We start from the raw sequence: 20776 nt of genomic DNA, 5'->3' as shown, positions 1-20776 counted from the left end.
CTACGATATTGCGATCGACAGCACCGGCACGCCGTATGTGGTTGACCATGGCAACGGCCCAGTTCGCAAGATCCGATGACAACGCGACCTATACAACGTCGGAGAGCTGGCTCCGAACCCTGTAACTCACATCGAGGCGAAGGGTGTCCAGGACCGTTTGCGCCGCCCGGCTTCGCGGGCCGCCCTCGGAGGCTCTCGCGATTGCTGCCGCTAGGGCGACCCGCACAGCAACGTCGGAGTCGTTTGCCAGCCGTAGACCGGTCGCAGTGCTGGCGGCGTTGCTACGTACCCAAGCTCGTGCGGCAACGACGCGTAGGTGAGTCACCTGTTGGCTCGCCAGGAGCGCGACATCCTGGATGTTGGGAAGTTCGCCAAACGCATCCGACAGGAGTTCGCCACTCTGCCCAGTCCACGGCAGCATGCTCAGGCACATCTGTTCGGCCGCCCGAATCTCCTCGGCGGATGTGGCCAATCGCGCTGTGAGAGCCGCCGCAGCTGATCGCGGATCACGTTCTAGGCCGAGGCGCATCGTAGAGAGGACCGAGTCCCCGAAAAGGCCGTCTACGTCTGAAGGCTTGGATCCTTCCGCGATCGCCAACGATCGCTCAAACAGATCCGGTGCGGAGCCTAAGTTGCTGGCCAGGTTGAAAGCTGCGACGAGGAAGGCCGGCCATTGGGTTGCCTTGATGTCAGGCTCTTCCTCGACGCGGCGAAGCAATGCCGCGACACCCGTGCGCCGTTGCGACGCCTCGAGATCGCGAAGCAGAAGCGACTGCGAGACCACGTCGGTGCCGAGGTACCCGATGCGGGCATCCAGGTCCGGCTCTGCGAGGACTGCCTGTAACGCAGCCTTGACTGAGTCTGAGTTCTCATCGAGGCCCACGTCAGGCGAGAGCCGCGCGATCATGGCGTCAGCGTTGGAGGACCCGCCGGCGGATGCCTCGCGCAGCAGCGGCAGCGCAGTCTCCTCCGCAGCTTGGAGGAGGGGGACCGCGTGACGACGGACGTCCATACAGGTGTCGTCATCGAGCAACATGAACGCCACGACGCCCCTAACGATTGGTGCCGCTAAGTCGCTATGACCGCGGCCCACGCCGTTGAGAATGCGGAGGACCTGGTCGTCGGTCGTGTAACGGTGGCCCGGCTCGCGGTCCAATACGGGTAGGAAGAGTTCGACGAGCCTCTCGGCATCTGCGCGCTCGGTGCGATGTGCCAGGCTGGCCAGCGTCTTGAGAGCGGAGAGGTATCTGCTGTGATGATCGGGCCGGACCGCCCCGGCGGCGACGGCTTCCTCGACGAACTGCATCGTTGTGTCGACGATGTCCGCGACTCGGTCATCCGGGATGAGGTCTGCTTGGTGGCTGAGGGCGACGAGCGCTGCGCTCACTACGACAGGCGACGCGTGGTGCACGAAGTTGGTGACGTCGAGAAAGACCTGCTGGTGGGCGTCAACAAGGTCGGCAGCATCCTTGCCTGCGGCGGCAGAAACGTGAAGTTGCAGCGCTAGCAACGGTTCGGAACTTCGCACGTAGGCGCGCGCCAGTGAGTTCGACGCGTTCAGCACTTGGCGCCAGCTGCCAGAGACGTAGGCGAGGCGCAGGTATGCGCGCCCGTTGAGGACTGCACCGAGGTGCTTGTCTTCGATCGTCGCATCGGCGACCTTCGCAGCCGCGCGACGGATGGCGGACTGTCGAATGCCACCTCCCAGGTGTTGAAGCGCGGCGGCGAGGCGCTGGTCCTCGAATATCTCCGGGTAGGCGTGGAATCCGCCGCCAGCCAGCACCTGTCTGACGTTGCGTCGTGCGTAGACCCATTCGGCAGCGTCGTCATTGTGACCATCGAGGCACGCTCCCTCGATGGCGTCTTGCCACATGCGGTCAGCGTCCTCAAAGTGGCCTCGGTTGACAGCGGCCAGTGCGGCTCGTGCCTGCACGGTGGTCCGCTCAGGGCGCGTCATGGCTCGGCGCCCTACCTCAGAGAGAAGGGACGCCCATCCGTCGAGCTCGGCAAGAACCATTTGCAAGCGCCCTCGAACGAACAACTCGGCGGGGGTGGGGCTGTCGCCCAGAGCCGCAACCGCCTCGCGGAGCACCTCGGCGTTGGAGATCACCCAATCGTCCGTTGGGTGCGAAATGGCGGTCTCGCCTACGAAAGCAAGTAGTCGAGCTGCGGACTCGAGGCACCCAGCGCCCTGTGCCCGCCGCAGTACGTCGGCGAGATCGACCGTGGCGAGTGGATCGCCGACGGTGGCGACCGGATGGCGAATGACGGCGCTGCCGATCTCCGCGAGCTCGCGATACGTAACTGTTGCTGACGACGAGTCCGTAAGCGGGTCTGCGCCGGGTTCTGCTGTCTCCGGAGCGTCGCCGGCCTCGGGTGCGGCGTCGCTGGAAGCCGACGGAATCGTCGAGAGGCGGTGACTAGCGGCGTTGGCGTCGTCAAGGTTGCCGTCGTCGACCGCATCCCAGAATGCGTTTGAGGCGAGCCGCGCAGCCTCAGTGTGTTGACCCGACGCGATAAGCGCCTGCGCCCTCGCTTCGTCGAACATGCGTGCGTGTGCCACGAATCCGCTGTCGACAAGCAGTAGCTGTGCCTCGTCGTACGCGCTGGCCGCAGCGTCGAACGCCTTTGCGTCGGCCTGCTCAGCTGCGCGGGTCAACGCTTGCGCGATGTCCGGGTTGCTCGTTGGGCCGCGCATGACCATCTCGGCGATCGCCGATTGTTGTGGCGCGACGGGTGGTGTGACCGGCGGCCGGTAGCCGCAGAATTCTTCGCACGCCATGGCACCGAAGAATTCGGTAACGATGTCACCACGGTCGCGCAACAGATCGTCGAGTTTGCCGGCGTTCCAGAACTCGAGTTTGAGGTCGCTCCCCGCAGCGGCAAGCTCGTCCTGACGTGTAGAGAGAAGGTCGACGATCTGTGCGCGAACACCCTCAGCGGCCGTGACCACGATGAGTCGCTTGATCCCCTTAACAGGCAGGCCGTCAGCGTCGAACGCATCGAGGGCTTTCCGGAGGTCGCTCTCGTCGAACGTCTCGTACCGTTTCGTCTGGATCGTCCCGCGGCTCCCGTCGGGCTGGCGACCGACGACATCGATCCCGTATTGCTTTTGGCCACGCTTGCCGTAGGTGTGAACGTCCGACCAACCGAGCACGCGATGCGCAATTCGATGCAACAACCGCTCAAAGTTCTCCCACCCGGAAACCGCGTACGGCAACGTGTCTGCAAGCCCTCGCACGTACTTCGGAGGCGGTCCCACGGCATTCAACGTCGGAGGATCGATCTGCTCTATTGATACGTCGACGTCCGCCTGAAGGTCCGTATCGGGCTCCTTGTTAGGGGCTATCTCGACGTCCATCCCAAGCGGTCCTTTCTAGGGGAGGGTGTTACGTAGGTTACGGGGTGTATGCGGACAACGCCGGCCGGTCACGCATCTCACTCGACCTGCCGGATGATCGCTCGCACCGTCTCGACATGGATCCCGTAGGCCCGAGCGAGCTCCTTCTTGAACGCGCGACGCGGTGTCGCTGCGCCAGCTCAGCCTGCTGTTGTCTGGACAGGCGAACCTGCGTATGCCGACCGTCTGATGCGGTTCCGGTGGCAAACCCCGGCTGACCTGCGACTTCTTGCCATCGAGCATCCGCTGCAACGCGGGGGAGGGGTTCGATAGTTGTCCACTCAGGTCCGTAGCCCCCTTCGTCCACATGCTGGATCCTGAACCCCTGGGGTCAAGCCGAGGTCAATCGCGGTGCCCGAGGGGGACCTGAAAGTCGGCCGACAGGCCTCGCGAGACTCCGTGCGTCAGCTGTTTCGTGTGGGGACGCGCGATTGACGCTCGGTGAGCCTGCCGGCGATGTCGTCGCGCGTGGGGCTGGGCCGGTCGTTCAGGATGGCGTCCTTGTGGGCGTCTTCGAGCGCAGCATTGATGTCAGCGAAGGTGAGGCCGGCGGCGTTGGCGACGAGAGCCTCCGTCGGCTTCATTCGCCAAGGGCGCAGGAGGCGGGTGAGCAGTTGTCGACGCTGCTCGTCAGTCGGCGCGGGGAGTTCCAGTACGTCATCGAACCGGCGGAAGAGTGCCGTATCGAGGTCATGCCCGGTGTTCGTCGCCGCGATCAAGACGCTGTCGCTGTGGTCCGCATCGAGCAGTTGTAGGAAGGTGGTGACGACCCGCTTGATTTCTCCGACCTCGGAGTCGTCGAGGCGGGTCCGTCCGAGCGCGTCGAACTCATCGAAGAGATAGACCCCCCGGACGCGGGCTGCCTCCGCGAATACATCTCCTAGGGTGCTGGCTGTTTCGCCGAGGTACTTGCTGAACACGACTTCAAGACGAACGCGGATCAGTGGCAACTTGAGTTCGCCGGCTAGTGCTGCTGCGGTCATTGTCTTGCCGCAGCCGGGCGGGCCATGGAGGAGAAGTCGGCGGCGTGGCTTGAGTCCGTGATCAGCGAGCGCCTGTGCGCGCCGCTGTTCCAGTACGTATCGCTCGAGGGAGTCGCGCGTGGAGGGAGTCAGGACCAGGTCGGCAAGCTTCGTTTCGCTGTAGCCAACGGACAGGATCTGCTCGAGGTTACGCGGAGCCCGCGCAATCGGAGTGGCTCGGGCCGATGCGTCGGGGCGGGTCCCTTCGATGCGTAGTTCCCTCAGACGTTCAGCGAGGTGCGCATGACCAGCGCGGGACTCGGCCGCGATGACCTGGTTGAGGAGGTTCGAGAACCGTCGGTCGTCGCCGCTGTAGTGCGCACGGACCAACTCGGTCAAGTACTCGGCGTTCGCCATGGTTCACCTCCTCGGGAGTAGCGTACGTCCTAGCTCGGACAGGTATTAATTTACCACTAGACTGTACGGATGCAGCACCCCGGCAGGCCGACGCGCGAGGCGCGTTCGCGGGAGGAACTTGCGCGGTCAGTGGTGGCCAGACTGAGAGAGGCTCGCGAAAGCGCGGGTATGACCCGTCGGCGGCTCTCAGAGCTGAGTGGTGTTTCTGGGCACACGATCGCGAAGATCGAGCAGGCGGCCGTCACCGACCCGGGCTTCGCGGTCGTCGCTGCGATCGCAGGCGCGCTTGAGCTCCCCTTGGACGACCTGCTGCGTCGCGCAAGACGTACATCGGGAGCTGGCGTGCGTGTCCGGTCCTCGTAGGTGAACTCGACCGACATAATCAGTGGGTGATTGTCAGCGGTCTACCCCTGCTCGCGTTGCGTCAAGCCGAACGCGAGCAGTTCGTGACGCGCCGCTCCGGCCGGACGTCCGAGGTACCCGTACGTGATCGTGCCCAGCAGGCTGCGATCGTCCTGTCGCAGATCGATGACGTCGCCGAGCAGATCGCCGTCGTCCGCGCCGAGCGGGAACGGGCTGAACCTTCAGCGCTCGTGACTGCTGCGGGGCCAGGGCTGGGCGACCCATTGGTGGCTCGCAAGCTGGTACCGGCGAGTTCCGAGAACGAGTTGCTCGTCAGCGACGAAGGCAGGATCACGTTCCGCGTCACCGACGATCTCGTGGGGCTGCGGGCCAAGGCGGTGGCATACGCCGAGGAAGACACCCCGAAGGGCAATCCGCGTTTCACCGACCCGATCGCTCGCATTGATGAGATCGCCTTGGCGACCATCACGGACCTCAGCCTCGGCGAGATTGACAACGACATCGCCGACGAGGAGCGCCTGTGGGTTGAGATCTGGACCCGTGGAGGAGCGCGACTGAGTCCGAATGAGCATCGCACGATCGACGCGGCTGTCGCACAGTTCGCTGCCCTGACAAACGACGGCCCGGAGGCGATCCCGGTCTTCCGCGGACCAGAGCGAGACGTGCACGTCGTGCTGGCGAGCGGAGCCGCGCTGAAAGCGCTGCCGCTGCTCCTCCCCGACGCAGCTGAAGTGCACCTTGCGCCGACGGTATTCCCGATCGTCCTCGCCGAGGCCCAGGACGCAGCAGGCGAGTTGGCGGACGTTGATCCGCCGCCCGAAGACGCGATCGTCGTCGCGGTTCACGACAGCGGTGTCGACTCAACCCACCCGTATGTCAGTCCCATCCTTCTCGGCGCGGAGAGTGTCGTGCCTGGTGTGCTTGGGTCAGCCGATACCGATGGCCACGGAACTCAGATGGCCGGTGTTGCTGCCTACTCCGGGCTCGCGGACGGCATCGCCGGGGGACTCGTCCACGCGGACGCATGGCTCGTCGCGATGCGGCTTCTCGAGACGGCAGCTGATGCCGGGGGAGACCCCGAGCGGGGCGTCATGTGGGCTGAGCGGACCGTTGAGTCCGTTGACGTCGCCGAGTCCGTTGCCGGTGACCGTCCGGTCGTCCACAACCTCAGTATCGGCGCAGACAATCCCACGGTTGGAAAGACTGATCGCACTTCGTGGTCGGTCGCCGCCGATGTACTCGCGTGGAACGGTGGTCGCGGACGGCTTCTGGTCGTCGCCGGTGGTAACGCCGAGACCATCACTGATCCGGCTGACTATCCCTACATCAACCTCGGGCCGCTGCACTTGCAGCAGCCTGGCCAGGCGTGGAACGTCCTCACTGTCGGCGGGTACACCGCCCAAGAGTTGTTGACGGCCGAGGACACAGCCACGGGGTATCCCGCGCCCTTGGCGGCCGCTGGCCAGCTGAGCCCCCACAGCCGCACTGCCGTCGTCGCCAACAACCCGATCAAGCCCGACATCGTGATGGAGGCAGGGAACACGGCCCCCGGAGGCGGACTTGAGAATCCTGATGCGCAGGGCCTCAGCATCCTCACACTTCGGTCAACCGCCGGAGGATCGGGAAGTCTCCTGCGGAGGACCTACAAGACAAGTCCGGCTGCCGCCGCAGCATCGAACGCACTTGCGCAGGTTGCGGCGATGCACCCTTCCCTCTCGCCCGCGACCTGGCGAGCATTGCTCGTGCACACCGCCCGTTGGCCGGATGCCGCGGTCGCACAGTTTCCAGACCAGCGCGACCTGCTGCGGTCGTTCGGCTACGGCGTTCCAAGGGTCGAGCTGGCGATGGCGAGCGATTCCAACCGTCCGGTCATGACCTACGAAGGCTCCTTGAAGCCGAGTCAGCGGACAGGTTCGAAGTCCGACCGCCGGGCCGACTTCATCGAGATCCCGTTCCCCGAGGAGGAGCTGCACGCCATCGGGGAAGCGGATGTCGAACTCGCCGTGACCCTCTCGTACTTCGCCGAGCCGACGGACAACCTGACGCGCCGCGCATATGCGGGAGGACGCCTCCGATGGGATCTCCAGGGGCCGACGGAGACGGCCGACGGATTCCGGGCCCGCATCAACCGCGTCGTACACGAGCAAGGTGTCGCTCCGGGAGCCGGTTCCTACCCATGGAGGATCCCCGCCGACACGCGCTCACGCGGGACGCTTCAACACGACCACACTTCGGTCCCGGCAGCAGACATTGCCGGCAGCCGACTCCTTGCTGTCTACCCGGTGCTTGGCTGGTGGGAGGACGCGCGGGAGGGATGGGATAAGGACCTTCCCTACTCCGTGGTCGTCAGCGTTGACCTCGGTGAGGTCGACCTCGACGTCCACACCCTCGTGGCCGCGGCACTTCTTCCTGTCACAGTTCCCATTCGCCATTCGCGCTGAGCTGGTCGCGCTTTGGCGGCAATCGCGGGCAAGTGCGCTGGCCGTCCTTGGCGCGGACTAGGAGCGCCACTCCCGCGGGTTTTCAGAGTTGGTCCGATGGTCGCGGACCGGCTGCGAGCAGGGCCAAGGAGACCCGTGCTCGGCGCCTCTGGGTGGCGGGCACGTAGGAGCAGGCAGGGTGGTCGTCTGGGAGCGCTTGTGCGAGGTTGCGGATCCTGCCGACGTCTGAGCCGGTCCACATCTCGGGTGACTGACTCGAGAAGGGCGTCGGCGTCTTCGACAGTCGCGGCGAGCATCGCGCCGTCGAGAAGGGGCCCACCGATGACGATCTCGAGATCGAAGCGGCCGAGATCCTTGCGTTGGTCCAGAAAGAGGGCCAGCCCAAGGAGTCTGGCGGTGGCGCTCAGTGAATGCGCGATGCGACGAGGTCGATGCCATTGTCCGGCAGGTCAGCGCGACCGCTCAAACGCTGTCACACCACTGGCACAGGTAACTCTGAGATGGCATCACTGCAGGTGCGGGCGACTGTGAGTCGATTCCCCTTAGCTCCACAATTGAAGACGTACTAGAACACCTGACATCGGCAGATGTCGATGCTGGTGCGAGGGCGGCGAAGGGCTCAGCGAGTCGGATCGTCGCCCTTTCGTCTTCGCTGATGTCGATGCCGTTGGTGAGCGCTTGGTTCGCAGGTGCTTGCCCTGCTCGTTGGTGCGGGTGCAGAGAACCGCGCAGTCGACCAGCAGACTCAGGGCAGTGCTGAGTTGCTTGCGTGCTCCCGTGTGGTTGTCGTGTTCGCTGGCCGGCCTGCGGTCGATGTGGGCCAAGCCGGTGCGGATGCGGTCTTGGTGGCGCTTCAAGGTCTGGTCAAGCCCCGGGTGGTGGTGTAGTGCGGTGTCCTTCGTTTCGGTGATTGGTTAGGCGCTGAGTTCGAGTAGGGGGTCGGGGGTCACCTCTTCGGCTCGGGAGTGGACGAGGGTGAGGCGGCTCTTGGCGAGGATGTCGAGGCCGAGGTAGCGGCGTCCTTCGTCCCATTCGTCGGTCTGCTCGGCCAGGACCGCGCCGACGAGGCGGATGATCGCGTCGCGGTTGGGGAAGATGCCGACGCTGTCGGTGCGGCGACGGATCTCGCGGTTGAGTCGCTCGTTGGGGTTGTTGGACCAGATCTGCTGCCAGAGCCCTTCGGGGAAGCCGGTGAAGGCGAGGATGTCGACGCGGGCAGTGTCGAGGTGGTCATGGGCGTCGGGGAGTTTGCCGTCGACGTAGTCCAGGAGCCGGTCGAACTGGGCGTGCACGGCGCCCGCGTCGGGCTGGTCGTAGACCGAGTGCAGCATCGCTTTCACTGCCGGCCACATGCTCTTGGGGGTGACGCTCATCAAGTTGACGGCGTAGTGCGTGCGGCATCGTTGCCAGGCGGCGCCGGGCAAGTTCGCTGCGATGGCTTCCACGAGCCCGGCGTGGGCGTCGGAGGTGACCAGGCGCACTCCGGTCAGGCCGCGGGCGACGAGGTCGGCGAGGAAGCTGTTCCAGGCTGCCCCGGTCTCGCTCGTGGCCACCCGTAGGCCCAGCACTTCGCGGCGTCCGTCGGCGTTGACCCCGGTCGCGACCAGCACCACCGCGTTGATCACCCGGCCGCCCTCACGGACCTTCATCGTCAGGGCGTCGGCGGCGACGAAAGTGAACGGCCCCGCCTCGCCGAGCGGGCGGTGGCGGAACGCCTCGACCTGTTCGTCGAGGTCGGCCGCCATCCGCGAGACCTGTGACTTTGACAGCGAGTGGATCCCGAGGGTCTTGACCAGCTTGTCCATTCGGCGGGTCGAGACCCCGGCGAGATAGCAGTCCGCGACCACGGTGATCAGCGCGGACTCGGCGCGCTTGCGTCGCTCGAGCAGCCACTCCGGGAAGTAGGTGCCGGTGCGCAGTTTCGGGATCGCGACGTCGACGGTCCCGACCCGAGTATCCAGGTCGCGGTGGCGGTAACCATTGCGCTGGGCCGTACGGTCGGGGCTGGGCTTGCCCCACTCCGCGCCCACGACCGCGTCAGCGTCCGCGGACAACAGCGCGTTGATCATGGTCTGCAGCAACCGCCGCATCAGATCCGGAGACGCTTCAGCCAGGGCTTCACCAAGCACGCCAGCAGGGTCGACAATATGAGGAGCGGTCATCGTGATGATGCCTTTCGAGTGGGATGTGAGAGTTTCCTCGAAGGATCACACGGTGACCGCGTCCACGTCATGAACGACGAGCCCGGGGCCACCGCGCACTACACCACTATCCGGGACTCCACTCAAGGTCTCCAGGTCGATGGCGTCGGCGAAGTGAGGCTTGCGTCGGTAGGCGCAGCGGACGCCTTGCTTGTGCGCGGGGTGGTCTAGCTGCCTTCGCGACCCGCAGGAGCAGCACAACAAGGAACCCCGAGCGTGCCACCGGCCCGGAGGGGCGTTTCGGTGTGGGAACGGTGGTCAGGCCGCGTGCGGTGCCTTCGGCGAGGAGGCCGACGACGGCGGACTACGTCAGTTCTGGGTGATTCCCAGCAGTGAATGGACGCGTCGCCAGAACTCCTCGACGAGGGCTTCGTCGAATGCCTGCTTGTTCGTCTGCCGCCTGGAGGCCAGCCTGGTCTGGGAGTAGAAGCGACCTGCCTGCCAGTCGACGCCGGGCTTGCCGGTGAGGAAGAAGGCGAGGTTGGCGCCTCCCTTCTCCGGCGCGATCAGCGCTAGCTTCGACACCGGTGTCCGGTAGAGCAAGCGGGTGAGGAAGCCGTTGTTCTCCGCGCCGAAGTTGGTGCGGACATTTCCTGGGTCGAAGGCGGCCGCGTTGATTCCCTGGTCGCGGTAGTGACGGTCCAGGCCGAGCGCGAACAGGATGTTCGCGAGCTTCGCGTCGCCGTACGCACGCATCGGGGCATAGGTCCGCTCATGGTTGAGGTCGTCGATGTCGACCCTACCGACGATCCGCGCCGAGGCACTGGACGTGTTGATCACCCCGCCCTCCCCGGCACGGAGTGGGTCAAGGAGGAGGTGGGTGAGCAGGAAGGGGGCGAGCAGATTGACCTGAAGGGTCTTCTCGTTCCCGTCCACCGTCACGGTCCGCTCGCCGAACACGCCCCCAGCGTTGTTCGCGAGCACATCGATGCGGTCGGCTACAGATCGGATGTCCGCGGCGACTCGACGCACCTCATCGAGTCGCGTGTAGTCCGCAAGGAAGTGGTCCGCACCCACCTCGCGCGCAACGGCCGCGGTCTTCTGCGGGGACCTTCCCACGAGGATCAATCGGATCGACGGCTGCGATCGCCTCAGCTGTCGCGCGGCCTCCGCTCCGATCCCATCCGATCCTCCCGTGATCACGATCGCCCGCTCGCTCATTGCCGCCGCCTCCCAAGATGGGTCACTGTTATGTCGAATATGACACTACAGTGCCACATTCGACTCTGCAAGGTACCGTAGGGTCGTGAGCACCACGGGAGAGAGCCTGAGGCAGCGGACCCGCCGCGCGGTGCGTGCCGAGATCGTCGAGGCCGCAATGGAGTTGTTTCTCAGCAGAGGGTTCGACGAGACCACGGTCGAGGAGATTGCCCAATCTGCGGGGATATCCCGACGCAGTTACTTCCGGTATTTCGCCAGCAAAGACGAAGTGCTCGCGGGTGGGCTCGCCTCGATCGGCGCCGCGATCGCACAGTCGCTCGAAGCGCGTCCCGACACGGAGAGCGCCTGGCTCGCGCTGCGACGTGCTTTTGACCCCATCGTTCGGCAGGCGGATGCCGATCCGCGCGCCGAAGCCCTCGGAAGGCTGATGCTCCAGCACCCTGGTCTGCAGCGCGAGAAGGACTCCACCTGGGCGAACACGATCGCGAAGGCGCTCGCGCTACGACTGCCCAGCGACCATCGCACCACGATCCAGGTCGATGCACTCGTGGCTTCCGCGATCGCGTGCCTGCACGTCGCGCAAGAACACTGGCTCAGACCAGGCGAGCGCGTCTCCCTGAGTGCGCTCCTCGACAAGACGATGAAGGCCGTTCGGCCCTTCGAATAGAGCCTCACGATGTCCCCTCGGCGCCGTGGGCGCACTCAGCGGCGATGCCGGGACGGTCGTAGCCTCCGAACAGAGAGCCGACTCTGAATGGGCTGCCGTGGACGTCGGCATCGAGCGTGGGGACTCCACATGACGGGTGCTCCCCGGTCGCACTCCGTGCCGGATGTCGCTATCGGGTTGATCAACGGCCAAGGGACCGAACGCCCGGACCGCGAACGCTCCCACTGGTCGCTCCGTGCACTACGTCGAAGCGCTGCCCCGTCCGAGGGCGGGCGGCTTCGTGTCCGGACTCACCTCGTTCCGGACGTCTCCGGGTGACGCGCGTACCGGCCACACCATCGCGTTCCGTCAGGGTGCGCGAACGCGGTCCAGCACACGCGGGTCCGCGCCGAGGGCCTGGAGGCGCTCGACGATGGCGCGTTCCGCGCGCCGGTACGGTTCGCTGCGCTCGTGCAGGGTCGACTCGGCGTTGGCATGGGACAACAGTGCCTCGAGCTCGAATCCGAGCTGAGTGGCGTCGTCCAGCAGGGGAAGCGCCCCGTCCGCGATCGACAGCGCGATCTGGTGTTCCAGGTACGAGCGCCAGAGGTCCATCGCCTCGGTGATGGCGTCGCGCACGGCGCCAGGGTGCGCAGCGAACTCTGCCGACGCGGCGAGGAAGAAGCACCCGCCACGAAACGTGCGGCCCGACGAGTAGCCGATCCAGGTCCGCACGAGCGCGCACAGCCGATCGAGGCCAGGGGCTTCGGTGCGGGCCGGCTGGACGACGACGTCGGTGAAGACGCGCTTGGCCTCGCCGACGATCGCGACCTGCAGATTCTCCTTCGAGCCGAACAAGGCAGCCACGCCGCTCTTGCTCGAGGAGGTCTCTACCGCGAGTCGTGCGATGGAGACACCGGTCAGCCCGTCCGTGCTTGCGAGCTGCGTCGCCACAGAGAGCACGGCGTTGCGTGATCGATCCCCTCGCGCACGGCGCCCGTCGATGACTATTGGCATCTCCCGAGAATAACAGTACAGTCGTCCACATATCTATCAGAACGACCGTCCGTACTGTTTGGAGATCCCTATGTCTGCTTCAGGTCTTCCCGCGTGGCGACCGGTGCACGCCCTCGACCGGATGTCGCCCTGGCTCGCGGCGGCGGTGACCTACCCGTTCTTCATCCGGGTGGGTGCGCGCCGCCGCGTCCGCGAATACGAACGTGCCACACATGAGGAGGCGCGACGGGCGATCATCCGCGTGGGCAACCGACGGGTGGTCACGTACGAATGGGGCAAGGGGGAGCGGACGGTGCTCCTCGTGCACGGATTGCGAGGACGCGCCTCCCAGTTCGCCGCACTCGTCAGGGACCTGCGCTTCGAGGGATTCCGAGTCGTCTCCTTCGACGCCCCTGGATGCGGAGAATCACCGGGCCGGGGCACCAACATCGGTGACTACCACGCCATCGTCACGGCCCTCGCGGCGCGTGAGCCCGCCCCGTTCCATGCGGTCGTGGGACATTCGGTCGGCTCGCTTGCGGCGCTCACCGCAGCCACCGAGAGCGACGTCACCAGACACCTAGTCGCCATCGCGGCGGTCACTCGGTTCCGGTACCTCAACGAGGCATTCGCCAGAACGCTCGGACTCGGCGAGCGAGCTCGGGCGCTGCACGAGGAGTGGTACGCGCACCGCCTGCGTCATGCGGCCCCCGACGTCTACGACCGTTTCGACACCACCGTTCTCGATCTGTCTCCCGACCTGCAACTCACCTACGTCCACGATCGCGCGGACGGCTGGGCGGACATCGAGGAGGTCAGGCAAATCGCGTCACATCGTGACGGTCAGGTTCGGCTGATCGAGACAGAAGGGTTCGGCCACAGTCGCATCCTCAGTGCCGACCGCACCCTCGACGCCGTCCTGGCCGCAGTCGCGAACGAGAGCCTCAGCGAGCTTCGCGGGTGAGCCGGCCTCGACGGCTCACCCGGAGCTTGCGTCACCGCCCCGCCGGTGGCCGGGAGGCGAACAGGTTCAGCCCCAGAGCGCTGGAGAGGAAGTGGGCCGCACGCTGACCGCGCACCGAGTTGCCGGCGGGATCCAGCGGTGGGGAGAAGGAGCCGAGGGCGCCCTTGCCGGGTGAGATGGTGACCAACCCGCCGGACACCCCGCTCTTGCCGGGCATGCCGATCTCATAGAGCCAGTCGCCCGATCGCTCGTACAGGCCGGACGCGGCGAGCGCGGCGAGGGTATCGCGGCACACCGACGGCTCGACCAGCCGCTGACCCGTTCGAGGGTTGACGCCACCACGGGCCAGGGTCGCACCCATGATGGCCAGGTCCTCGGCGGTCACGTTCACTGAGCACTGCCGGGTGTACAGGTCGACCGTCTCACGCGGGTCCGCGGCCAGAGTGCCGTACGAGCGCAACAGGCCGGCGATCGATATGTTCCGGCCGTTGCTCGCGGTCTCGGAGCGATAGACCTCCGCATCGACGTCGAGGTCCCGGCCCGCGAACGAGGACAGACCGCCGATGATGAACTCCCACCGCTCGTCGGCGGTGCCACCCGGGACGAGTCCGGTCGTCGCGATCGCGCCCGCGTTCACCATCGCGTTCATGGGCCGGCCGGCATTGAGCTCGATCGCCATCACCGAGTCGAACGGCAGACCGGTGTTGTTGACGCCCACCGCCCGCCGCACCGTCTCGTGGCCGAGTTCGGAATCGACGAGCGCGAACAGGAACGCCTTGGAGATCGACTGGAGCGAGAATTCGACCGCCGCGTCGCCCACCGAGTGGACGGCTCCGTCCACCCCGCCCAGACTCAGGCCGAACAGGTCGGGGTCGGCGGCCGCGAGTGCCGGGATGTAGTCCGCGACGGCGCCCCGCCGGTCCTCCCGGTACCGCTCGTGGGCCTCGGCCAGAAGGCCCTGTATGTCGGCCGGCGCAGGCAGTGAGCCCGTGGAGACCGCGGCATCCTGCACGCCCGCCGGGGCGGCGTCCTCGTCATTGTGCAGGGTCTCCACCAGGCGGCTCCCGCTGGACAGAAGGGACAGGATGACGATCGTAGCGTCGGAACGCAGCCCCTAGGCCGCGGGCTCGAAGTAGCCGGCGAACTCCTGCGGGTCCAGACCCTTCTTCCGGCACCAGGCGTCGTCATGACAGGTCTCGAGTAGTGCGGATGGGCGTCGGCGATGAACGTCACGATGATCTCGGGACCGGTGGCCCGGCGCGCGTGGCGCAGGGCCGCCGACAGGCTCGCGCCACTCGAGGCACCCACGGGCTTGCCGACGAGCGCGCGCAGGCGTCGGGCTCCCGCGACGCTGGCGGCGTCGGGCGCCCGGACGACGAGGTCGACGGTGTCCGGGTCGAACGAGTCCGGTAGCACCGGTCTGCCGATCCCTTCGACCCGGCTTGGCATCCCGGTGCCAAAGCCGTCGACGGCGTAGAGCCAGCCGCGTAGGTAGGCCGAGTTCTCGGCGTCGACGCCCACGATCCGAGCCGTGCTCCCGCGGGCCTGGTGGGCGGGCGGTGCCGGGGTGCCGCGACCCGACGCGGCACCGGTTGTGACTAGATCTCGTGGACGCGGAACACCGGATGGTCGGGCGCGATCCGGGCGAACTCGGTCAGAGGTGCCCCGGGCCGCGCCACCAGGTGTGGCCGGGCACCCGGGGCGACAGCGAGGTAGCGCCGCAAGATCGGCGCCCGCTCGGCGACCGGCACGGGCGTGAGCCGCACGCGCAGGTTGCGGCCTCGCCGACGCAGTGTGGCCAGCCCGTCGGCGGCCTCGACATTGCGCACCCAGTTCGCACCGGGGCCGAGCATCGAGACGAGGTAGTCGGCGCCGTCGACGTCGGCGATCGCGACGGGAACCGAGCGCACACGGCCCGACCGTCGCCCCGGGACCTCAAGCACCGCGGCCCGTCGGGGGATCGCCCAGCCCCGGGAATACAGCGCTGCGTCGAGGCGGTTCCACAGGCGCATCACGCCGATCGGGTGGCCGCCCCGGTACAGCGCGCGCTTGAGCGCCCGGGCGCGGCCCGCCACGGCCCGACCGAAGTCGGACACGGCGGCCCGCAGCCAGGACGCGGTGGTGCTCACCCGGGACTGGACGGCACTCACCTCGGGCTCGACGATGCCGAGCGGCGCCGGGTCCAGAGCAGCACGACGGCCACCAGTCCGGGCACGGTTGGCAGCATCAGGAGCCAACCCATCAGCGGTGCGAGGCCGACCTCGCCCGAGGTGTCCAGCGTGGTCAGGCCCACGGCAGCGACCCCGACGGCGGCGACGAGCAGCGCCGTCGCGAACCAGACGGTCCAGCCCTTGCCGCTGCGCGCGGCCCAGATCGTGGCGAGCCAGCCGACGGTGCCGAGGCCGGTGAGCCCGAGCAGGATCGACACGTACGTGGTCACGCCCGCCTGGACCTCCTGCTCGCCGAACGCGGGGTACGTGGCCCGGAGGTGGTCGGCGAGCACGTGTGTCGTCGAGCCGTCGAGCAGCGCATACGCGCCGACCCCGGCCGTGAATAGGAGCCCGAGCCAGAGGGCCGGCAGGGCAGCCCGCTGGCCGGGGCCTGCGAGAGACGTGGTCGTTGCGGTCATTCGGTTCTCCATTCGACTCAGCTGCGAAACTGTTCAGACAGTGACTGTCTGAACGAGAGCCACTGTGACATTCCGATTCCGAGAGAGTCAACTCCATTGAGAAAGTCACTGTCACGAACTGCTAGCATCGGTGGATGCCGGGACTCCGAGAACAGTGGCGCCGCGCCGCGATGCACACCATCACCGAGCGCGCGCTCGATCTCTTCGACGAGCGCGGGTTCGATGCCGTCACCATCGAGCAGATCGCTGCGGCTGCGGAGGTCTCGCCTTCGTCGGTATATCGGTACTTCGGCACCAAGGAGGGTCTTCTCGTCGCCGATGACTTCGACGGCCTGAGCGACGAGGACCTTGCGACGTTGGTCGATCCGGCCGACCCGGTCGGGAGCCTGCTCGGCTCGGTGCTGAGCTACGAGGCGGGGTCGGACGGCACCACCGCTCCGGCCGAAACGGGAGCCGAGCCGACCTCCAGGCGGCGGGTCCGCTACTTCTTCAGCGAGGCGTCGGTGCGGATGGCCGCCCTCGCCACGCTCGATCGGGCGGCGAAACGAATAGCACCGTTCTTGGCCCCGGAGCGAGGCCTGAGCCCGACGCAGGCGCACGTGGTCGCGAACGCGCTCGCGTTCGGGTACTTCGCCGCCCTGGAACGCTGGTTCACCGACGGCGGCACGCGCCCGATCGCCGAGTACGTCGAGGAGGGGATGCGGCCCCTACGCGCGATCTGGGTGACCGACTGACAGCCGCCGTAGAGCACCGGCGGAGACCGGGGTTCCGTTGCGAGCCGCCGCGTCTGGGCCAGGCGACGCCGTCGCGATCCCGCCCGCGAGCACACGGTCTACCTCGGCAGGTTCGCCGCGGACACCCCGTTCTCCGAGTCGGTCTCTGCCGGCCGAGTGCGGCCGCGCACGAGCAGGGCGGCCGCGGCGGTCAGGAGGACGGCCGTGATCGCGGTCAGCGCCCAGAGCGTGCCCGGTCCCAGGTCATCGACGTTGGAGATCAGGTTCAGGGCGGAGAGCGGCACGGCATGGGCGAACACCGCCGGCCAGACGCTGCGGAAGCGCAGCACCGCGGCACTCAGGAACAGGCCAAGCGGGAACAGGCCGATGGTCGACGTCGCGGCGATGAGCCAATCGATCGTGCCCTGGATGGCCATGGCCCCGTGCAGCGGCACATGGAAGGCGACCCAGACACCGGCGATCGTGGCCGATGCGCGCCAGAACCCCCACTCGGCCAGGGTCTGTTGCAGGAAGCCACGCCAACCCACCTCCTCGCCGAACGTGCTGAGGGAGAACACAAGGATCGTCGGGATCAGCAGGATCGCCACCTGCGCCAGAGCGGAACCGGGTTGAGGTTCGGCTGGTCCGAAGGCCACGATCGGCAGCACGCTCAGGGCGTAGACCGCGATCAGAGCGACCACCGCGACTGCGCAGCCACCGAGGAGCCGCCGCCAGCCTCCGGGTCGCAGGGCCCACCATCGGGCCAGCCCGCCGGGCAGCACGACCAGGCGCAGCACCACGAGCGAGACGAGGGCCGGCAACCAGCGACCGACGACGACGAACCACTCCGGGATGGTGGCGCCGACGGCGAGGAAGGTGGCGCAGATCGCGGTGATCGCGCCAAGGGCGATGCTCACGAAGACGCGCGCCGCGCGTACTTCGTTGGAATTTGTTCGCTGCACAAATAGGAACGCTAGCATGGTCCGATGACGACAGTGAGACACCGGCGGGGGCCGCGGGGGGACATCAGCGCCGAGGACATCCTGCGCGCGGCCGAGCGGCTGCTGGACACCGGCGGCGCCGCTGCCCTCACCCTCCGTGCGGTCGCTTCCGAGGCGGGTGTCACCCCGACCGCCGTCTACACGTACTTCGGGGACATGGCGGACCTGCGCAATCGCCTCGGTGACGACTTCCTCGGCCGACTCGACCTCGGCCTGCTCGGTGTTCGTCCACCGGCGCAGGCCCTGCACCGGTTCCTGCGCCACGTGCTCGAGGTGGCCGAGGCGGCGCCCGGCCACGTGCAGGTGCTGGCCACGCAGCGGGTGGCAGGCCCGCACAGCCTGGCGCTGAACGAAGCGTTCCTGGAGTACTTCAGCGACGCCGTCGGGCATCCGCCGAACCGGGCCGCGGGCCTGACCACCCTGGTGACCGAGTGGCTGCACGGCCGATTGCTGCTGTCACCGTCGAACGCAGCCTCGGCGGCTTTCACCACGGCGCTGGCCACGGTGGACCTCGCCGACTACCCGCGTTCGCAGCAGATGCTGGCCACGAACGACGATGGGTCCGCGCTGGACCTGCTCGTGTCTGCGATCACCAGGATGGGGCTGCCACCTGCCGAGGCCACCGGGGTGGCTCAGACCGTGGGTTCGTAGATCCGCTGGTCGTCGCGGACGCCGCCGAACCGGAACGGCGCGGGGGTCTGCCGGGCGGTCTCATAGTTCGAGGGATCCCGGCGGCGGGCGGCGTGCTGCAGCGCCAGGTAGGTGGCGTCGTCCACGGGCACCCGGTCGGCGAGCCGCCGCTCGTTCTCGGCGGCGCGCAACGCCGTCCGGTAGTTCGCCGGCACCGTGCCGGTGAGGAACTCCGCGACGGCTCCGGAGCCGTAGCTGGCGATCGCAACCCGCTTGCCGGCCAGGTCCTCGTCACCGTCCAGCAGCGCGAGCAGGGCCAGGTAGACCGAGGCCGTGTAGCTGTTCCCGATCCGCCGGTTGTAGCCGGTCGTCGGCTCGATCCGGGCGGCGACGGCGGCCGGGTCGGAGGCGGACCCGGCGCGGTCGGCCAGGTGGCGGTGGGCCTTGACGGCCATCTTCGTGAACGGCTGGTGGTAGCAGAACCAGTCGATGGCGTGGAAGGGCGCGCCGCCGCGGGTCAGGTAGTCGTCGAACGCCCCGGCGACGGCGTCCAGGTACGCGGTGATCGACGTCTTGCCGTCCACGATCGCCGTCGTGGAGTGGTTCGGCCGCCAGAAGTCCATGACGTCCTCGGTGTAGACGCCGTTCGCCGGCTCGAGTTCGAGCAGCGCCGGGTTCGCCGTGACCGTGAACGCCACCGCTCCGGCGCCCTGCGTCGGTTCCGCGGCCGTGTCCAGCTCGTAGCGCGCGATGTCGCTCGCGATCACGAGCACCTTCTCGCTGGGGTCCCGCGCGACGAGTGCCGCCGCGAACTGCATCGCCGCCGTCGCCGAGTAGCAGGCCTGCTTCAGCTCCACCACGCGCACGTTCGGACCGAGGCCGAGCAGCCGGTGCACGTAGACGCCCGCCGACTTCGACTGGTCGATGCCGGTCTCGGTCGCGAACATCAGGGTGCGCACTCCGTCGGCGCCACCGCGGGCGAGGATCTGCTGCGCCGCCGCGGCGCCCAGCGTGACGACGTCCTCGTCCTCGGCCACGACGCTCATCTCGGATTGCCCGAGCCCGCGGTAGTACTTCGCCGGATCGGCGCCGAGCCGCTCGGCCAGGACCGCGAGGTCGATGCGGAAGGAGCCTGTGGCGAAGGCGAGGTCATCGATGCCGATTGCGGAAGAAATGTCTCACTCCTGGTTCGAGGTGTTCAGATCTGCATTGTGGCCAGCGGAGCGCTCGATGGCCACGTGAGCGGCCATCAGTTCGCCGGGATTGGTCTGCGCCGCGAGCAGGGAGAGCTCGCCGCACCACACCGACGCCGCGCACAGGGCGGCGAGGCGGTGGGCGTTCTCGCCCGGTTCACGTTCCTCGCGGCACCCGAGCCGCTGCAGGTTCTCCTCGACGAAGGGCAGACCCTTGCCGTTGCCCACGGTGCCGACGATCAGGTTCGGCAGCGTGCAGGAGAAGTACAGGTCGCCGCCGTCGACCTCGGCCTGGGTGATGCCCTGCGAACCTTCCACGATGTTCGCCGCGTCCTGCCCGGTGGCCAGGTAGAAGCCCAGCAGCATGTTCGCGTAGTGGGCGTTGGCCGAGCGCAGCCCGCCGGCGAGGATCGTGCCCACCAGGTTCTTGTTCGTGTTCAGCCGGGCGATCTGCTCCGGGGTGGACCGCAACCGCTTCTCGACGACGGCGCGCGGGATGAGCGCCTCGGTCACCACGTGCTTGCCGCGCCCGAGGATCCCGTTGACGGCGGTCGCCTTCTTGTCCGAGCAGTAGTTCCCGGAGATCGAGCCGTACCGCAGCTGCGGCCACGTTGCCATCAGGTGGGACATCAGCCGTTCTGCCGCGAGCGTGGCCATGTTGTGTCCCGAGGCATCGCCGGTGAGGAACTCGAAACGCAGGAACAGCAGGCGACCGGCGATCTCGCTGTGGAGGTCGATGAGCTGGGCGAACCGGCTGCTCGCGGCCACGACGTCCTGGAGCTCGGCGAACCGGTCGGTGATCTCGGCGAGGGCGCGGACGGAGACACCGGCGCCGTCGGTCTCGAAATACACGGAGCGGCTCATCCGCTCCGAGACCAGCGTCGTGGCGATGCCGCCGTCGACCATCCGCGAGATCCGGGCGCCACGGCCCACCGACGGCCACAGCGGCGTCTCGTACGTGGCCAGCGGCACCTCCTGCTCGCCGGTCAGCACGTTCCCGCTGATGCGGATCGGACCGACCCAGCGCATGGGCACGGCTGCCACGGATTCGCTCATTGC

The 20776-nt window shown here is 67.4% G+C and carries 17 protein-coding genes; 6 read left to right on the top strand and 11 right to left on the bottom strand.

Annotated features, from left to right (window positions below; translation table 11 throughout):
* Positions 1–88 precede the first annotated feature (88 nt).
* Positions 89–3361: an amino acid adenylation domain-containing protein gene (locus KCQ71_RS20365; RefSeq protein ID WP_223409411.1), complete on the bottom strand. Its 3273-nt coding sequence runs from the start codon at positions 3359–3361 to the stop codon at positions 89–91.
* 443 nt (positions 3362–3804) lie between these two features.
* A complete protein-coding gene (locus KCQ71_RS20360; protein ID WP_223409408.1) occupies positions 3805–4779 on the bottom strand; it encodes an AAA family ATPase in 975 nt (324 codons plus the stop codon).
* Between the two features lie 69 nt (positions 4780–4848).
* On the opposite strand from KCQ71_RS20360, the gene KCQ71_RS27930 reads away from it, so the two are divergent.
* Entirely contained in the window at positions 4849–5142 is a 294-nt protein-coding gene (locus KCQ71_RS27930) for a helix-turn-helix domain-containing protein (protein ID WP_223409406.1), read from the top strand.
* A gap of 26 nt (positions 5143–5168) precedes the next feature.
* A complete protein-coding gene (locus KCQ71_RS20350; protein ID WP_223409403.1) occupies positions 5169–7583 on the top strand; it encodes a S8 family serine peptidase in 2415 nt (804 codons plus the stop codon).
* Positions 7584–8497: 914 nt separating this feature from the next.
* Here the strand turns inward: KCQ71_RS20350 and KCQ71_RS20345 are convergent.
* Together KCQ71_RS20345 and KCQ71_RS20340 are read right to left on the bottom strand one after the other, a co-directional pair.
* The gene (locus KCQ71_RS20345) at positions 8498–9745 is read right to left on the bottom strand and encodes an IS256 family transposase (RefSeq protein ID WP_223409399.1); all 1248 of its coding nucleotides are present in this window, start codon (positions 9743–9745) and stop codon (positions 8498–8500) included.
* Positions 9746–10093: 348 nt separating this feature from the next.
* Complete coding sequence (locus tag KCQ71_RS20340) at positions 10094–10945, bottom strand: SDR family NAD(P)-dependent oxidoreductase (protein WP_223409396.1); 852 nt, start codon at positions 10943–10945, stop codon at positions 10094–10096.
* An 85-nt stretch (positions 10946–11030) separates the two neighbouring features.
* Here KCQ71_RS20340 and KCQ71_RS20335 point away from each other — a divergent pair, with 85 nt between their 5' ends.
* Entirely contained in the window at positions 11031–11612 is a 582-nt protein-coding gene (locus KCQ71_RS20335) for a TetR family transcriptional regulator (protein WP_223409393.1), read from the top strand.
* 348 nt (positions 11613–11960) lie between these two features.
* Here the strand turns inward: KCQ71_RS20335 and KCQ71_RS20330 are convergent, their stop codons facing one another.
* Positions 11961–12554 (bottom strand): TetR/AcrR family transcriptional regulator, encoded by a 594-nt coding sequence (locus tag KCQ71_RS20330; protein WP_223409391.1) that lies wholly within the window; start codon positions 12552–12554, stop codon positions 11961–11963.
* 124 nt (positions 12555–12678) lie between these two features.
* Between KCQ71_RS20330 and KCQ71_RS20325 the strand changes: the two genes are divergently transcribed.
* A complete protein-coding gene (locus KCQ71_RS20325) occupies positions 12679–13551 on the top strand; it encodes an alpha/beta hydrolase (protein ID WP_223409388.1) in 873 nt (290 codons plus the stop codon).
* 31 nt (positions 13552–13582) lie between these two features.
* On the opposite strand, the gene glsA is transcribed toward KCQ71_RS20325, so the two are convergent.
* The 3 genes from glsA to KCQ71_RS20310 form a co-directional block, all read right to left on the bottom strand.
* Positions 13583–14596: a glutaminase A gene (gene glsA / locus KCQ71_RS20320; RefSeq protein ID WP_223409723.1), complete on the bottom strand. Its 1014-nt coding sequence runs from the start codon at positions 14594–14596 to the stop codon at positions 13583–13585.
* A gap of 553 nt (positions 14597–15149) precedes the next feature.
* Complete coding sequence (locus tag KCQ71_RS20315; protein WP_223409385.1) at positions 15150–15701, bottom strand: nitroreductase/quinone reductase family protein; 552 nt, start codon at positions 15699–15701, stop codon at positions 15150–15152.
* Positions 15698–16180 (bottom strand): hypothetical protein, encoded by a 483-nt coding sequence (locus tag KCQ71_RS20310; protein WP_223409382.1) that lies wholly within the window; start codon positions 16178–16180, stop codon positions 15698–15700. The genes KCQ71_RS20315 and KCQ71_RS20310 overlap by 4 nt, the downstream gene beginning before the upstream one ends.
* Positions 16181–16314: 134 nt before the next feature.
* On the opposite strand from KCQ71_RS20310, the gene KCQ71_RS20305 reads away from it, so the two are divergent.
* Positions 16315–16914, top strand: a complete 600-nt coding sequence (locus KCQ71_RS20305; RefSeq protein WP_223409379.1) for a TetR family transcriptional regulator — start codon at positions 16315–16317, stop codon at positions 16912–16914.
* A gap of 98 nt (positions 16915–17012) precedes the next feature.
* On the opposite strand, the gene KCQ71_RS20300 is transcribed toward KCQ71_RS20305, so the two are convergent.
* A complete protein-coding gene (locus tag KCQ71_RS20300; protein ID WP_223409376.1) occupies positions 17013–17810 on the bottom strand; it encodes a CPBP family intramembrane glutamic endopeptidase in 798 nt (265 codons plus the stop codon).
* A 69-nt stretch (positions 17811–17879) separates the two neighbouring features.
* On the opposite strand from KCQ71_RS20300, the gene KCQ71_RS20295 reads away from it, so the two are divergent.
* Entirely contained in the window at positions 17880–18545 is a 666-nt protein-coding gene (locus KCQ71_RS20295; protein WP_223409372.1) for a TetR/AcrR family transcriptional regulator, read from the top strand.
* Here KCQ71_RS20295 and KCQ71_RS20290 read toward each other — a convergent pair.
* The gene (locus tag KCQ71_RS20290; RefSeq protein ID WP_223409720.1) at positions 18527–19681 is read right to left on the bottom strand and encodes a hydroxymethylglutaryl-CoA synthase; all 1155 of its coding nucleotides are present in this window, start codon (positions 19679–19681) and stop codon (positions 18527–18529) included. The genes KCQ71_RS20295 and KCQ71_RS20290 overlap by 19 nt on opposite strands.
* Before the next feature lie 21 nt (positions 19682–19702).
* Entirely contained in the window at positions 19703–20773 is a 1071-nt protein-coding gene (locus KCQ71_RS20285) for a hydroxymethylglutaryl-coenzyme A reductase family protein (RefSeq protein WP_223409369.1), read from the bottom strand.
* Positions 20774–20776 lie beyond the last annotated feature (3 nt).

Source organism: Occultella gossypii (assembly GCF_019947135.1).
Taxonomy (GTDB): domain Bacteria; phylum Actinomycetota; class Actinomycetes; order Actinomycetales; family Beutenbergiaceae; genus Occultella; species Occultella gossypii.
The sequence above is the reverse complement of the archived record's forward strand: the minus strand, read 5'-3'. Positions and strand labels throughout refer to the sequence as shown.

Excerpts from the sequence above, each read along its gene's own strand:
- KCQ71_RS20365 (WP_223409411.1), bottom strand. The coding sequence starts at position 3,361 with ATGGACGTCGAGATAGCCCCTAACAAGGAGCCCGATACGGACCTTCAG.
- KCQ71_RS20360 (WP_223409408.1), bottom strand. The coding sequence starts at position 4,779 with ATGGCGAACGCCGAGTACTTGACCGAGTTGGTCCGTGCGCACTACAGC.
- KCQ71_RS27930 (WP_223409406.1), top strand. The coding sequence starts at position 4,849 with ATGCAGCACCCCGGCAGGCCGACGCGCGAGGCGCGTTCGCGGGAGGAA.
- KCQ71_RS20345 (WP_223409399.1), bottom strand. The coding sequence starts at position 9,745 with ATGACCGCTCCTCATATTGTCGACCCTGCTGGCGTGCTTGGTGAAGCC.
- KCQ71_RS20340 (WP_223409396.1), bottom strand. The coding sequence starts at position 10,945 with ATGAGCGAGCGGGCGATCGTGATCACGGGAGGATCGGATGGGATCGGA.
- KCQ71_RS20325 (WP_223409388.1), top strand. The coding sequence starts at position 12,679 with ATGTCTGCTTCAGGTCTTCCCGCGTGGCGACCGGTGCACGCCCTCGAC.
- KCQ71_RS20310 (WP_223409382.1), bottom strand. The coding sequence starts at position 16,180 with ATGACCGCAACGACCACGTCTCTCGCAGGCCCCGGCCAGCGGGCTGCC.
- KCQ71_RS20305 (WP_223409379.1), top strand. The coding sequence starts at position 16,315 with ATGCCGGGACTCCGAGAACAGTGGCGCCGCGCCGCGATGCACACCATC.
- KCQ71_RS20295 (WP_223409372.1), top strand. The coding sequence starts at position 17,880 with ATGACGACAGTGAGACACCGGCGGGGGCCGCGGGGGGACATCAGCGCC.
- KCQ71_RS20285 (WP_223409369.1), bottom strand. The coding sequence starts at position 20,773 with ATGAGCGAATCCGTGGCAGCCGTGCCCATGCGCTGGGTCGGTCCGATC.